The sequence below is a fragment of the Nocardia miyunensis NBRC 108239 genome (assembly GCF_001613065.1).
In the GTDB taxonomy this organism is placed as follows: Bacteria; Actinomycetota; Actinomycetes; order Mycobacteriales; family Mycobacteriaceae; genus Nocardia; species Nocardia miyunensis.
The window spans coordinates 13720-28341 of sequence record NZ_BDBQ01000048.1 but is presented as its reverse complement, the minus strand read 5'-3'; the positions used below and the strand labels follow the sequence as shown (position 1 = coordinate 28341).

Below are 14622 nucleotides of genomic sequence, written 5' to 3'. Positions count from 1 at the left end.
ACAGCGGATATGGGAACTGTGGTGGTGGACGAATCAGCATCCGGCACAATGACGTTGCCGCTGCCGGCCCTGCTGGAGGAGACGATCGCGGTCGCGCGGGCCGCGGAGCGGGGGGATCTGGTCGGACGGTTGGAGACGCTGGCCGAGCGGGTCCGCGATCCGCGCCGCCGAATCATGGTGGCGGGCATGGGGAATCAGGGCAAGAGTCAGTTCGTCAACGCCCTGTTGAACCTCGAGATCAGTCCGGTGGGCGATGACGCGACCACCACGGTTCCGATACTGTTGGCGTACGGATCCGAGCCGCAGGCCGAGATCGTTCTCGCGAGGCCGGACGGGCATTCGGCGCAGGAACAGCGAGTTCCGGTGCCGCTCAGCGAAATTCACGCGGTAACGGCGCATTCACACGGACGGGCGGCAAGGCTGGAGATCCGGGTGCCGAATCCCTTGCTCGCCGAGGGCATCGTACTCGTGGACACCCCCGCTGTCGGAGGACACGGAACCTCCGGCACGGCAGCGGTACTCGCGATGGTTCCGGCGGCCGATGCGGTGCTGGTCGTCTCGGACGCGTCCACCGAACTCACCGAACCCGAGGCCGACCTGTTGCGGCAGATCGCCGAACTGTGCCCGGCCACGGCCCTGCTGCTGGGTAAGACCGATCTGTATCCGCACTGGCGGCAGATTCTCGACGCCGATCGGGAACATCTGCGGCGCAACGGGATCGACGTGCCGATCCTGCCGGTGTCCGCGCTGCTGCGCACCCATGCCATGCGACTGCGGGACGAACAGCTCGGCCGCGAATCGGGTTTCGGCGAGCTCTACGAATTCCTGCGCGAACAGGTCGTCGCGCGCGGACAGGAAACCACCCGGCGGGCTGTCGCACTCGACATCTCCGCTGCCGCGGAACATTTGGCGCTCACTCTGGGCAGTGAACTGGTCGCCCTGAAGGATCCCGAACGCGGCGAGCTGGCCGTGCGCGAGCTGCGCACGGCCAGGACCCAGGCCGAGGAGCTCTACCGGCGCACTGCCGCCTGGCAGCAGACCCTCGGCGACGGCATCACCGATCTGACCGGCGATATCGACCACGATCTGCGCGATCGTCTGCGTAATATCGGCCGCACCGCCGAGGACTGGATCGATGGGAACGACCCGGCTCGGCACTGGGACCGTATCGAGGAGTGGCTCACCGCGACCACCGATACCGCCATCGGCGACAACCTGCTGTGGACGCACGCACGGGCGGTCCAGCTGGCCGAACGGGTCGGCGAGCATTTCCTGGAATTCGGCGGCGTGGAACTGCCCGCCCTGCGCAATGGCCTGAGTCCCACGGATGCGGGATCGGTGACGCTCGCGGATCTCGAACCCGATCTGGGACTGGGCCACAAACTCCTGGTGGGCATGCGCGGTTCCTACGGCGGCATGGTGATGATCGGCCTGGCCAGCACGGTCGCCGGTCTGGCGCTGATCAATCCGTTCTCCCTCGGCGCGGGTGTTCTCTTGGGCGGCAAGGCATTCCGCGACGACAAACGCGAACGCCTGACCCGCCGACGCGGCGAGGCGAAGACGGCCGTGCGTCGCTACCTCGACGATGTCAGCTTCGAGGCGGGCAAACAGTCCCGCGACCGTCTGCACCGCATCCACCGCCTGCTGCGCGACCACTTCACCGGCATCGCGGACCGCAGCCTCCGCTCGATCAACGATTCGCTCCAGGCCGCTCAGGACGCCGCGGGCATGGAGAACGCCCGCCGCACCGCCCGCTGCGCCGAATTGGAACAGCAACTACGAACGGTCGCACAGCTGCGCCGCCACGCCGAAGCGATGCTCCCGCCCGGATGATCGGGGCAAGCCGCAGCGAGTTCAGGTTGCCCGTGGGTGTTGTGACAACTGCGCGATGCGGTTACACGGCCTCGGAACAGTCCTCGCGGGCGGTCCCGCAGTCTGGTGCCGCGCCGCGGAGTGCGTCCCCCGACGGCCGCAGCCAGGACGCGACTCCCGGACCGATCCGCCGGGCCCATAGCGAATTCACAGCGGCCTTGGTTACTGTGACCGCGTGAACGACGAGGTCGGGGGCGTGCTGGAGGCGCGGGCATTGCTGGCTGCCGCGCGCCGGGTGTTCGCGGGGCAGCCGCATGCGGCGGGTCTGCTGGAGGATTGTGCGCGGCGGCTGGATCAGCCGTTGCGGGTGGCGTTGGCGGGGCAGTTGAAGGCCGGTAAGTCGACGTTGCTCAATGCCCTTGTGGGACAGGACATCGCGCCGACCGATGCGACCGAGTGCACGCGCATGGTCACCTGGTATCGGCACGGTTCCACGCCCCGGGTGAACGCGATGTCCGCCGACGGCGCTCGCGCCGATGTCGTGGTGCGCCGTCTGCCCGGCGCGGACGGGCTGCCGGGCGCGCACGGCCTGACCTTCGACCTGTCCGCGCTGCGCTGGCCCGGCGGTGCGCAGCGCGAAGTCGACCATCTCGCGGTGGAGTGGCCCGCCACGACGCTGGCCCGCACCACGATCATCGACACCCCGGGCATCTCCTCGCTGTCCCGCGCGGTCTCACGCCGGACCGAACGGTTGCTCGCGGACGAGACGGCCGAGGACGCACTGCCCGCCGCGGACGCCGTGGTGTACCTGCTGCGTCGTCTCGACGCCGCGGACATCGGTTTCCTGGAGCAGATCGGTACGGGTGAACACGGCCCGCTGGGCGTGATCGGCGTGGTCTCGCGCGCCGACGAGATCGGTTCCGGCCGCATCGATGCTCTGCATTCGGCCCGCGACGTGGCCTCCCGATTCGCCGGTGAGCTGGAGCGAACGGGTCTGTGCCAGGCCGTCATTCCGGTCGCCGGCTTGCTCGCCTTCGCCGCGGCCACGTTGCGTCAGCGCGAATTCGACGCATTCGAGGCATTGGCCACCGTACCGGTCGACGATCTCGCTCTCGCCCTGCTGTCCGCGGACCGGTTCGCCCGCCCCGACCTGCCGCTGCCCGTACCGCCCGCGCTGCGTGCTCACCTGGCGGCGCGATTCGGACTGTTCGGAATTCGCCTGGCGGTCACTCTGATTAGACTCGGTGCACGCGACTCATCTTCCCTGGCAACGGAATTGGTGAGGCGAAGCGGTTTGGACGAGCTGCGCACCGTGCTCGACGTCCAATTCGCCCAGCGCGCCGATCAATTGAAGGCGCATTCGGCCCTCACCGGACTGGCGCGAGTGCTGACCGCCCATCCCGGAACCGCCGCCGATCAGCTCCTGCCTCGCGTGCGCACCCTGCTCGCCGACGTACACGGCTTCGCCGAACTCCGCCTGCTCGGTCACCTCCGCGCCGACGAATTACCTTTACCCCCAGAGGATCTCGCCGAACTACACCGCCTCATCGGCGGCGCCGGAGTCGCCGCCCACCTCCGCCTCGGCCTCCCGCCGGACGCGACCCCCACCCAACTTCGCGACCGGGCCCTGTCCGCGGTCCGCAAATGGCGAGCCCGCGCCGCCCACCCCCTGTCCGACCAGTTCACCACCACCGCCTGCCGCACCGCCACCCGCAGCGCCGAGGGCCTACTCGACCTCCTCCAAGACCCGCCCACCACCCCCTTCGCCCGAATCACCCCACCGCACTGAGCCACCCGACCGCAGGTTGCGGTGCACGACCCTCCGCCGCTGATCCACCCGGCCACGCGCCGCACTGCCAACTCCCGCCACTGGTCTGCTCGGGTACGTTCGTACTGGTCCGCCCCGGTTGTGGGCCACAGTTCGTAACTCGCCGCCGGTCGACCCGGTAGTGGGATCGGCCGCTGCTCTGCGCGGTTGTGGACAGCTGTGGGTTATTCGCCGCCGCTGGTCGGTGGGGTTGTGGACAGCTGTGGGTAACTCGTTGCCGCTGGTACTCCGGCGCTGCCGCGCCCGATCACGACGCCTTGGGATCGATGAGGATCTTGGCGTGCTGGTCCGGGTGGGCCAGGGTGGCGAAGGCGTCCTGGACGCCGTCCAAGCCCACGGTTCCGGTGATGAGGGGCGACGGGTCGACCTTGCCCTCGGCGATCATGTGCAGGGTGTCGCGGAATTCGCCGGGGTCGTAGCCGAAGGCGAAGCGCAGGTCGAGTTCCTTGTTGATGGCCATGGCGGGGCGGAAGTGGTCGGTCTGCATGCAGACGCCGACGACGACGATCCGGGAGCGCGGCGGGGCGGCGGTGACGATCTGCTCGATCATGCCGGGGACGCCGACGCATTCGAACACCACCGGACCGGCGGGGTCCAGGCCGAGGGTGTGCGTCATCCGGAACAGGTACCACCACGGCAGATTCGGGATGCGGCGCAATTTCTCCATGGCGTCGAAACCGAGGTTCAGGATGTCGGTGACGCCCTCGATCCGGCCGGTGCGCGGGGCCGCGGTCCAGGGCTGTTCGATCGCCGGATCGACCACCGCGTCCGCACCGCAGCGCGCGGCGAGTTCGCGGCGGCGCGGCGAGAAGTCGCTCGCGACGACGGTTCGCACGCCCGCCGCCTTCAGCATCGAGATCACCGCGAGACCGATCGGTCCGCAGCCGATCACGAATGCGGTCTGCTTTCCGCCGATTCGGCTGCGGCGTATCGCGTGCCAGGCGACGGCCATGGGTTCGGTGAGGGCGGCCAGCTCGTCGGACAGGCCGTTCGGCACCGGGAACGTCATCGATTCCTGCACCAGGACCTGTTCGGCGTAACCTCCGGGCGCGGCCTCGGACAGTCCGGTCAGCTGCGGCGCCCGCCCGGTGCGCAGGATCGGCAGCGCGACCACCCGGGTGCCCGGTCGCCAGCGTTTGCGACAGCCGCGACCGTAATCGACTATCTCCCCGCAGAATTCGTGTCCGAGCACCACCCGCTGATCGGACCGCATGAACCCGTCGTATCCGGTCGCGACCGCCAGATCCGCGAGTTCGTCGCAGTGCACCCGCGCATGCAGATCCGATCCGCAGATGCCGCACCGCCGCACGTCGATCACCGCCTGCCCCGGGCCGGGCTCAGGCGCGGGGATTTCGGCGACTTCGAGCTCGCCCTCGGAACAGACCACCGCCTTCATATTCGAACCGTACCGCGCAGTCGCCGAGGCGACGTCGACTTCACCCCACTGGTCAACCGATCCGGATGGGACAGCGATCCCGAGGGCCGGATCCGCCGCACTGTCACAGGAACCCGGGTGGGCCGACCCCGGGGCGGATGGCGGAGCGCATCGCGGCTCCCGATCGACCTGTCATGAAGGCTCTAATATCCTTCAGGTGAGCTCCCGATCGTCCGAAATGCCGGAAACGCCGAATGCGGCGCCGGGAGGGATGCGAGCTCGCGATATGGATCGGGTGCGGGCCCGCGCTCTGCTGGATGTCGCCTACGAGGAGGGCCAGCTCGGGGCCGGCGAATATCACGATCGCTCCGACCGCGCCGAGACCGCCAGGACGATCGGACAGTTGCGGGAGCTGGTCGCGGATCTGCAGACTCCGGCGGGCGTGGCGGGCTGGTCCGAACCGCCCCGGCCGAATCCGGTGCACCGGCTCGGGCGTTATCCGGACCGTATCCGGGCCCGCGACGAGGATCGCGATCTGACTTGCCGCGCCCTGGACACCGCCTTGGCCGACGGGCAGCTCTCGACCGAGGAACACCGCACCCTCACCGAGCTGACCGCCGAGGCCAAGACCCTGGGTGATCTCGCCGCGCTGACCGAGGACCTGCAGCGACCCGCACCCGCCCCGATCGACCCACGATCGCGGGTCCGGCCGCGGGCGGCCCGGTTCGCCGGTGCGATGGTCGTCGTCGCGGTGCTCGCCGCGGTCGGCGGCTATCAGCTGACCCATCGATCCGCGCCGCCCGCCCCGGTGGCGGCTCCGGCGGCAAAAGCCGTGCAGCCGTTGGTGATCGAGACGCCCGATCTCACCACCGCCGCCGGATTCGATAATTTCCGCGGCCGCTACCGGGCGAAATTCGGCGATACCGTGGTCGACGAGGTGAGCCTGTTCCCCGAGTACGCCTCGATCGAGCGCACCACCGTGGCGCAGCCGAATCGGGTCGTCGGTTACGACTATCGGGGCGGTTTCCTGGCCACCAGCGCGGTGACAACGCGCGAGAAGGACAAGCCCATCCTCGATCTGGCCACGGTGAACGTGTCCGCGCTGAGTGATCTGCTCAACCGCTCGGTCTCGATGACGAAGGTTCAGGGCGGCAGCGTGAGTCACATCAACATGGACATCGACAGCATCACCGATGTGCCGACGATCGATATCTACGTCAGCAACGAGTTCAGCGAGAGCGGATATCTCGAGGCCACGCCCGCCGGGCAGCTCATCCGCGTGTCCCCCTTCGGCGATTAGGCGCAGCTGATGGAAACCTCTCGTCCCGCGACGTCCGGGCGCACCTGGTCTCGCACCGCGAACAGGGCACTGCGCGTTCGTGATTCGGATCGCGTGGACGCGTGCGCGGTGCTGGACGCCGCGCGCGCCGACGGGCAGTTGACCCAGGCCGAGCACGCCGAGCGCACCCGGTCCGCGATGCGGGCACGCACCTTCGCCCAGTTGGACGCCCTCATCGACGATCTGCAGATTCCGGCGAATCTGGTGGACCGGCCGGTGGCCAGTCCGGCCCGGCGCCGCTCCTCGCGACGTTGGCTGCTGGCGACCGTCGTGGTGCTGGCCGCGGCGCTGATCGGCATGCTGTGCGGGTGGGTGAGCAGCGACGGTCCGGTCGCGAGCCACAAGACGCCCGATATGACGACCGCGGCCGGAATCCGATCCTTCCTCACCGCCTACCGCGCCCATTTCGGTGATCTGCTCGCCGACGAGATCACCCTGCATCCGGACAGCGCGTCCATCGAGCGGCCCGCCGCGCACGATCGGTCGAAGTCCGAAAGGGCCTCGTACCGAGGCGAATTCGACACCTGGACGACCGCCGGCCGCGACCCGGATCGACAGCCGATCGATCTCGGCGGACTCGACATCCCGAAACTGGCCGCCCTGCTGGCCGGTGCGTCCCGGTCGGTCGGCGCTCCCGGCGCGGGGATCAGCCACCTCATCATCGACCGAACCACCCTCGGCCGTGACGAACAGGCGGCCGTGACCATCTACACCGAGGGTGCGCACAGCGGATACCTCATGGTCGACCTCACCGGCGAGCCGCTCTACATCGCCAAGGCGAATTCCTAGGCGCATCCGCTCGGCGATCGTCCCGGGCAGCGATTCTCTCGCTCGGTGCCATGCCGCATTGTGCTGCCGCTGTGACCGTCGCGGACTGGTCGCCGATTCGGATCACGCCCCTGGACCGCCGGTCGATTGCTGCTGCAGTTCCGCGGCATCGGACCGACGGCGGGGCGATGGGGCGCACCGTCTCGACCGCCCGAGCCGGTCCGACAATTATGTGACGCGCATCACTTCAATTGCCTGTCACGGTGGCGTCGCAGGACGTGTCCAACCCGGTGTAAGCACTTCGACCGGAAGGATCCGCGATGCCTGTCATCGACGTTCTCGACTCGTTCATGAACTACACCGACACCGGCGAGGGTGGGGTGCCGGTGGTTTTCCTGCACGGCAACCCCACCTCGTCATACCTGTGGCGCAATGTGATTCCGCATGTCAGCGGCGGGGTGCGGGCGCTGGCGCCCGATCTGATCGGGATGGGCGAGTCGGGTAAGCCCGATATCGGGTACCGGTTCGCCGATCACGCGCGCTATCTGGATGCCTGGTTCGACGCGCTGGGACTGGCGGAGGTCGTGCTGGTCGGGCACGACTGGGGTGGTGCGCTGGCCATGGATCGGGTGGCGCGGCATCCGGAGCGGGTGCGGGGGATCGCCGTGCTCGAGACCTTCCTGCGCCCGTTGAGCTGGGCGGAGATGCCGCCGCAGGGCGCGGATCTGTTCCGGCGGTTTCGATCATCGGAGGGTGAGCGAATGATCCTGCAGGAGAACATGTTCATCGAATTCAATCTGCCCTTCGGCGCGAAGAGCCTGACCCCGGCCGATCTCGACGTCTATCGCGCGCCCTACCCGACGCCCGAGTCCCGTCGCCCGATGCTGGTGTGGCCCAGGGAGATTCCGTTCGACGGCGAGCCCGCGGACGTGGCCGCGGTGATGGAGAACTACGGTCGCGCGATGGCCGACACCCCGCGGATCCCGAAACTGCTGATAGCCGTCGAGAACGGTATCGGCATGGGTGGGAACGAAACGATCGATTGGGCGGCAACCACATTCGCCAATATCGAGACGGTCGGCATCGGACCCGCGGGGCATCACGCGCCCGAGGATCAGCCCGATGCGATCGGCACGGCGGTGGCGCGGTGGCTGCTCCAGCACAACCTGTCCGGGGCCGTGACGGCGTCGTCCCTGCCCGGTGCCGGAAGTCCTGCGTAGGCGGATGGGTCCACGCTCGTCTCGCGATCCGGGCCGGAGCATCACGTTGCGGCCGCATCCCTGTGCCACCGTCTCCGAGCGGCGGCCCAGGGATGCACTGGTCCGGGCGGCTCTTGCGTTGGCGGGCGATCCGCCGAACGATGGTGTGGTGGATATCGAACCGGCCGCAGCGCCGTTCACGCAGGAGCCCGCCCCCGGTGAGGCGGATCTGGTCGCGCGGGCCGTCGCCGGCGACGCCGCCGCGGTCACCGAAGTCGTTCGGCTGCTGCAGGATCCGCTGTACCGGCTGGCCCTGCGGATGACCGGCCGCCCGCCCGACGCCGAGGACGCGACGCAGGAGATCCTGCTGCGCGTCCTGGGCAGTCTGTCCACCTGGCGCGGTGAGGCCAGGCTGCTGACCTGGGCATATCGCATCGGCGTGAACCACCTGCTGAATCTGCGCCGCCGCAGCCCGCAAGAACGCGTCCAGCTCTCCCTGGACGAATTCGCCACCGATCTGCGCGACGGCCTGGCCGAACAGGATCACCGCGGCCCCGAGGCCACCCTGCTCACCCGCGAGGTCCGGCTCACCTGCAGCCAGGCCATGCTGCAGTGCCTGAGCCGGGACGAACGCGTCGCCTTCGTACTGAGCGACGTGTTCGAACTCGGCTCGTCCGAGGCGGCCTGGATTCTGGACACCACACCCGCCGCCTATCGAAAACGCTTGCAGCGAGCCAAGAAACGCCTCGGCGACTTCCTGAACTCCACCTGCGGCCTGACGAATCCGAAGGCCCCGTGCCGCTGTGCCCGTCGCGTCGACAAGGCCGTCGAAATCGGCCGCATCGACCCCCGCCGCCCGGTCCTGGCCGCTCACCCGGTCACCCCGGGCGGCCGCACGGCCGCGGCGGCCGAACAGCAGATGGTCCGGCTGCACGACGTGGCGGCCGTATTTCGCGCGCACCCGGATTACGCCGCGCCCTCCGCGCGCCGGGACGCGGTCGCCGCGCTGCTCGATTCGGATCGTTTTCCCATGCTGAACCGGCCGCACGACTGATTCCGCGCGCGGCGGGTGAGCACCTCGATACCGGGTATGCCGACCGAAAGAAAGGCAGGTGCGAGATGAGCAGAACCGATATCGTGCGCGAATTGCTGGATCGCGCGGGCACCAGCTACGCGCGCCAGGCCGGAATCACGCCGGCCGACAAGCCCGCGCCGCTGTTCCAGTTGCTGATGCTCGCCGAATTGCTGAGTCACCCCATCTCCGCGGAGATCGCGCTGGGCGCCACCCGGGAACTGATCTCCTCTGGGTACAACACCCCGCAGCACGTCGCCGAGGCCGGTTGGCAGGACCTCGTCGACGCCCTCGGCCGCGGTCACTACAAGCGTTACGACGAATCCACCGCCACTCGCTTGGGCGAGAACGCCACGCTGCTGCTCGAGCGCTATCACGGCGATCTGCGCCGTCTGGCGGCGGAGGCCGACGGTGATCCGGCCCGGCTGGCCGAGCTGTTGCAGCAGTTCAAGGGCATCGGACCGACCGGCGCGGACATCTTCCTGCGGGAGATCCAGGACGTGTGGACCTGGGTGCGGCCGCATTTCGACGAACGGGCCCGGCAGGGCGCCGAGCGCCTGGGTCTGCCGGGCGATGCCGCGAGCCTGGATCGCCTGAGCCCCTCGGGCCACGATGCCGAACTGGCCGCCGCGCTGGTGCGCGTCACGCTGGACCACGATCTCGCCGAGGAAGTCCTGGCCGCGGCTGGATAGCGGCCGCTGTTCCCGGTCGCGCGATCGCCCGAGCGGTCGTGCGGCCGCGCTCTGCTGTCTTCGGACGTCCGGTGGTCCGAGTCACGGTGCCGGTGTCCGCTACGCCGTACGAATATCCGATCAGCCGCGCTGACCAGGCAATTTCGGTGGCCAGGCGGCCTCCGCAAAAAAATCTCGGATTGCCGGGAATGGATACGACGGGCCGCTCGTTGTCTGGATCGACGCAAAGTTGCGCGTGCAAGACTCAAGTTCTTGGTTGACTCGGACCCCGAGTGCATGCAAGATTGAGTCGACCACGCTCAGTGTTGCTGAGGACCGTGCTCCAGGCGGTGTCGGGGTGAGGTCCGGTGGTTGCCCTCAGGCAGCCGCGGCAGGCGTCTGCCCTGCATCGCCACATACAGGTACGTCATATAGGAGGAACCACAATGGCTCGTGCGGTCGGTATCGACCTCGGGACCACGAACTCTGTCGTCGCCGTTCTCGAAGGCGGCGAACCGGTCGTCGTCGCCAACTCGGAAGGATCGCGGACCACTCCGTCGATCGTCGCGTTCGCGAAGAATGGCGAGGTACTCGTCGGACAGTCTGCCAAGAACCAGGCCGTCACCAACGTCGATCGCACCATCCGCTCGGTCAAGCGCCACATCGGCACCGACTGGAACGTGGACATCGACGGCAAGAAATACACCCCGCAGGAGATCAGCGCGCGCGTGCTGATGAAGCTCAAGCGCGACGCGGAGTCCTACCTCGGTGAGGAGATCACCGACGCGGTCATCACCGTCCCCGCCTACTTCGAGGACGCCCAGCGCCAGGCCACCAAGGAAGCCGGTCAGATCGCCGGCCTGAACGTCCTGCGCATCGTCAACGAGCCCACCGCCGCGGCCCTGGCCTACGGCCTGGACAAGGGCGACAAGGAACAGACCATCCTGGTCTTCGACCTCGGCGGCGGCACCTTCGACGTCTCGCTGCTGGAGATCGGCGAGGGCGTCGTCGAGGTCCGCGCGACCTCCGGTGACAACCACCTCGGTGGCGACGACTGGGACGAGCGCGTCGTGCAGTGGCTGGTCGACAAGTTCAAGAACTCGAGCGGCATCGACCTGACCAAGGACAAGATGGCGATGCAGCGGCTGCGCGAGGCCGCGGAGAAGGCGAAGATCGAGCTGAGCTCCTCGCAGAGCACCTCGATCAACCTGCCCTACATCACCGTGGACGCGGACAAGAACCCGCTGTTCCTGGACGAGCAGCTGACCCGTTCGGAGTTCCAGAAGATCACCTCCGATCTGCTGGACCGCACCCGCCAGCCGTTCCAGTCCGTCATCAAGGACGCCGGGATCTCGGTCAAGGACATCGATCACGTTGTGCTGGTTGGTGGTTCGACCCGTATGCCCGCGGTCTCCGAGCTGGTCAAGGAACTGACCGGCGGCAAGGAGCCGAACAAGGGCGTGAACCCGGACGAGGTCGTCGCCGTCGGCGCCGCCCTGCAGGCCGGTGTGCTCAAGGGTGAGGTCAAGGACGTCCTGCTGCTCGATGTGACCCCGCTGTCGCTGGGCATCGAGACCAAGGGCGGCGTGATGACCAAGCTCATCGAGCGCAACACCACGATCCCGACCAAGCGGTCGGAGACCTTCACCACCGCGGACGACAACCAGCCCTCGGTGCAGATCCAGGTCTTCCAGGGTGAGCGCGAGATCGCCTCGCACAACAAGCTGCTGGGCTCGTTCGAGCTGACCGGCATCCCGCCGGCCCCGCGCGGCGTGCCGCAGATCGAGGTCACCTTCGACATCGACGCCAACGGCATCGTGCACGTGACCGCGAAGGACAAGGGCACCGGCAAGGAGAACACGATCAAGATCCAGGACGGCTCCGGCCTGTCCAAGGAGGAGATCGACCGGATGGTCAAGGACGCCGAGGCGCACGCGGCCGAGGACAAGGCGCGTCGTGAGGAGGCCGAGACCCGCAACCAGGCCGAGTCGCTGGTCCACCAGACCGAGAAGTTCATCAAGGACAACGAGGACAAGGTCCCCGCGGACGTCAAGTCCAAGGTCGAGGCGGCCATCACCGAGGCCAACGAGGCGCTCAAGGGCACCGACATCGCGGCCATCAAGACCGCGGTGGAGAAGCTGGCCACCGAGTCGCAGGCCCTGGGCCAGGCGATCTACGAGGCGTCGGCGGCCGATTCGGCCGCATCGGGCAACGGCGCCGCTCCCGAATCCGATGACACGGTCGTCGACGCGGAGGTCGTGGAAGAGCCGGAGAAGAAGTGACGGAAAACAATTCGGAATCCGAACCGGTAACGATCGTGGACAACCGCAAGGTCGATCCGGTCACTGGTGAGGCTCGCCAGGCCGCGGCGTCGCAGGACGCCGCGGCCGAGGGGGAACCCCGGCCCGCACCGGAGACCGAGGCGCCCGCCGATCCGGTACATGCCGAATTGGCCGAGCGCACCGCCGATCTGCAGCGCCTTACCGCCGAGTACGCCAACTACCGGCGGCGGACCGAACGCGACCGCAAGGCCGCGATCGACACCGCCAAGGCGTCGGTGGTCACCGAACTGCTCGGCGTGCTGGACGATCTGGATCGTGCTCGCGCACACGGCGACCTGGAATCCGGGCCGCTGAAGTCCGTGGCGGACAAGCTGGCCGAGGCCTTGCAGAAGCAGGGGCTCGAGCAGTTCGGCGCGGAGGGCGAGTCGTTCGACCCGACCCTGCACGAGGCCGTGCAGCACGAGGGCGAGGGCCACGATCCGGTGATCGGCGTCGTGATGCGCAAGGGTTACCGCTTCGGCGAACGGGTGCTGCGGCACGCGCTTGTCGGAGTGACCGACGGGGTAACAGATCTGGTGACAGGAAACGCTGGCACCGATGACGACGACCATTGAGCAGACATCTGAGCTGAGGAGAGGAGGAGATGCCTGGTGAATCGTGAATGGCTCGAGAAGGACTTCTACAAGGAGCTGGGTATTTCCTCCGGCGCAACCCAGGACGAGATCAAGAAGGCCTATCGCAAACTGGCCCGGGACCTGCATCCGGACAAGAATCCGGGTGACACCAAGGCCGAGGAGCGGTTCAAGGCCGTCAGCGAGGCGCACGCCGTGCTGTCCGATCCGGAGAAGCGCTCGGAGTACGACGAGGCCCGGCGGCTGTTCGCCAACGGCGGTTTCGGTCGCGGCGGCTTCTCGCCCGGCGGTGGCTACGGCCAGGGGCAGGGTGGATTCGGCGAATTCAACCTGGGCGATATCTTCGGTGGCGCGGCGGGTTCCACCGCGGCGGACGGCGGACTGGGTGACATCCTGGGTGGCCTGTTCAACCGCGGCGGCGGTGCGACGCGCACCTCGACGCGTCCGCGGCGCGGCAGCGATGTGGAGACCGAGACCAATCTCGGCTTCCGCGAGGCCGCGCAGGGTGTGACGGTTCCGCTGCGGATGACCAGTCCCTCGCCGTGTACGACCTGTCACGGCAGCGGCGCGAAGCCCGGCACGAGTCCGCGAGTCTGCCCGCACTGCAACGGAACCGGTGTCATCAGCCGGAACCAGGGTGCGTTCGGATTCAGCGAACCGTGTGACGACTGCCGCGGGACGGGGTCGATCATCGACGATCCGTGTGTGGACTGCCGCGGAACCGGCATCCAGAACCGGACCCGCACCATCACGGTGCGGATTCCGCCGGGTGTGCGGGACGGTCAGCGAATTCGCCTGGCGGGCCAGGGCGAAGCGGGTCTGCGCGGTGCGCCCGCGGGTGATCTGTTCGTCACGGTGCACGTCAGCAATGACAAGGTCTTCGGCCGCAACGGCGACGATCTGACCCTGGTGCTGCCGGTCAGCTACAGCGAATTGGTGCTCGGCACAACGGTGTCCGTGCCCACGCTGGACGGGCGTGTCGGGGTGAAGGTGCCCGCGGGCACCGCCGACGGCCGTACCCTGAGGGTGCGCGGGCGCGGTGTGCCCAAGCGCTCCGGCGGTGCGGGCGATCTGCTGGTGACGGTCAAGGTCGCGGTTCCGCCGAAGCTGGACGACGAGGCCTCCGAGGCGCTGCGGCGTTACGCGGAGGCGGAGAAGGCCGGCGGATTCGATCCGCGAGCTGGATGGGCAGGTGCGTAATGTCCGGTCATGCAGGGGCTTCGCCCCCACAGCCACCCGGTAACGACCGGGGTGGAGCAGCAAGCGCCGAGTACTTCGTGATCTCGGTTGCCGCCCAGCTGGCCGGTATGCACGCGCAAACCCTGCGCACCTATGACCGGCTGGGCCTGGTCACCCCGCACCGCACTTCGGGCGGCGGCCGGCGTTATTCGAACCGGGATGTGGAGCTGCTCCGCGAGGTGCAGCGCCTGTCCCAGGACGAGGGCGTCAACCTGGCCGGTATCAAGCGCATCATCGAACTGACCAACCAGGTCGAGGCATTGCAGCAGCGGGTCGCTGAACTCGGCGACGAGGTGGAACGCCTGCGTTCGGGGTATCGCCCCGATCTCACTCCGCCGCAACGCAGTACCGCTCTGGTGGTCTGGCAGCCGCGCAACAAGCGACGGTAGATCGCGAAATATCAAC

At 68.2% G+C, this 14622-nt stretch carries 12 protein-coding genes; 11 read left to right on the top strand and 1 reads right to left on the bottom strand.

Features of this window, described 5'->3' with window-relative positions:
• Window positions 1-9 precede the first annotated feature (9 nt).
• Window positions 10-1833 carry a dynamin family protein gene (locus NM2_RS20890; protein ID WP_067671314.1) on the top strand — a complete coding sequence of 608 codons (1824 nt, stop codon included), beginning with the start codon at window positions 10-12 and terminating at the stop codon, window positions 1831-1833.
• 214 nt (window positions 1834-2047) lie between these two features.
• Window positions 2048-3601 (top strand): dynamin family protein, encoded by a 1554-nt coding sequence (locus NM2_RS20885; RefSeq protein WP_174575658.1) that lies wholly within the window; start codon window positions 2048-2050, stop codon window positions 3599-3601.
• 286 nt (window positions 3602-3887) lie between these two features.
• Here NM2_RS20885 and NM2_RS20880 read toward each other — a convergent pair whose 3' ends face one another.
• The gene (locus tag NM2_RS20880) at window positions 3888-5036 is read right to left on the bottom strand and encodes a zinc-binding dehydrogenase (RefSeq protein WP_067671311.1); all 1149 of its coding nucleotides are present in this window, start codon (window positions 5034-5036) and stop codon (window positions 3888-3890) included.
• A 196-nt stretch (window positions 5037-5232) separates the two neighbouring features.
• Here NM2_RS20880 and NM2_RS47650 point away from each other — a divergent pair, with 196 nt between their 5' ends.
• From NM2_RS47650 to NM2_RS20835, 9 genes are all read left to right on the top strand, one after another.
• Window positions 5233-6315, top strand: coding sequence for a DUF1707 SHOCT-like domain-containing protein (locus NM2_RS47650; RefSeq protein ID WP_169816208.1), 1083 nt, complete (start codon window positions 5233-5235; stop codon window positions 6313-6315).
• A gap of 9 nt (window positions 6316-6324) precedes the next feature.
• A complete protein-coding gene (locus NM2_RS20870) occupies window positions 6325-7143 on the top strand; it encodes a DUF1707 SHOCT-like domain-containing protein (RefSeq protein ID WP_067671308.1) in 819 nt (272 codons plus the stop codon).
• Between the two features lie 299 nt (window positions 7144-7442).
• A complete protein-coding gene (locus NM2_RS20865; protein ID WP_067671305.1) occupies window positions 7443-8342 on the top strand; it encodes a haloalkane dehalogenase in 900 nt (299 codons plus the stop codon).
• A gap of 148 nt (window positions 8343-8490) precedes the next feature.
• Window positions 8491-9375, top strand: coding sequence for an RNA polymerase sigma factor (locus NM2_RS20860; protein WP_245718141.1), 885 nt, complete (start codon window positions 8491-8493; stop codon window positions 9373-9375).
• A gap of 65 nt (window positions 9376-9440) precedes the next feature.
• Complete coding sequence (locus NM2_RS20855; protein WP_067671302.1) at window positions 9441-10085, top strand: HhH-GDP family DNA glycosylase; 645 nt, start codon at window positions 9441-9443, stop codon at window positions 10083-10085.
• A gap of 425 nt (window positions 10086-10510) precedes the next feature.
• Entirely contained in the window at window positions 10511-12346 is a 1836-nt protein-coding gene (gene dnaK, locus NM2_RS20850) for a molecular chaperone DnaK (protein ID WP_067671299.1), read from the top strand.
• Window positions 12343-12960: a nucleotide exchange factor GrpE gene (grpE, locus tag NM2_RS20845; protein WP_067671296.1), complete on the top strand. Its 618-nt coding sequence runs from the start codon at window positions 12343-12345 to the stop codon at window positions 12958-12960. The genes dnaK and grpE overlap by 4 nt, the downstream gene beginning before the upstream one ends.
• A gap of 33 nt (window positions 12961-12993) precedes the next feature.
• Entirely contained in the window at window positions 12994-14178 is a 1185-nt protein-coding gene (dnaJ, locus tag NM2_RS20840; RefSeq protein WP_067671293.1) for a molecular chaperone DnaJ, read from the top strand.
• A complete protein-coding gene (locus NM2_RS20835) occupies window positions 14178-14606 on the top strand; it encodes a heat shock protein transcriptional repressor HspR (protein ID WP_174575657.1) in 429 nt (142 codons plus the stop codon). Before dnaJ ends, NM2_RS20835 begins: the two co-directional genes overlap by 1 nt.
• The last annotated feature ends 16 nt before the right edge of the window (window positions 14607-14622 follow it).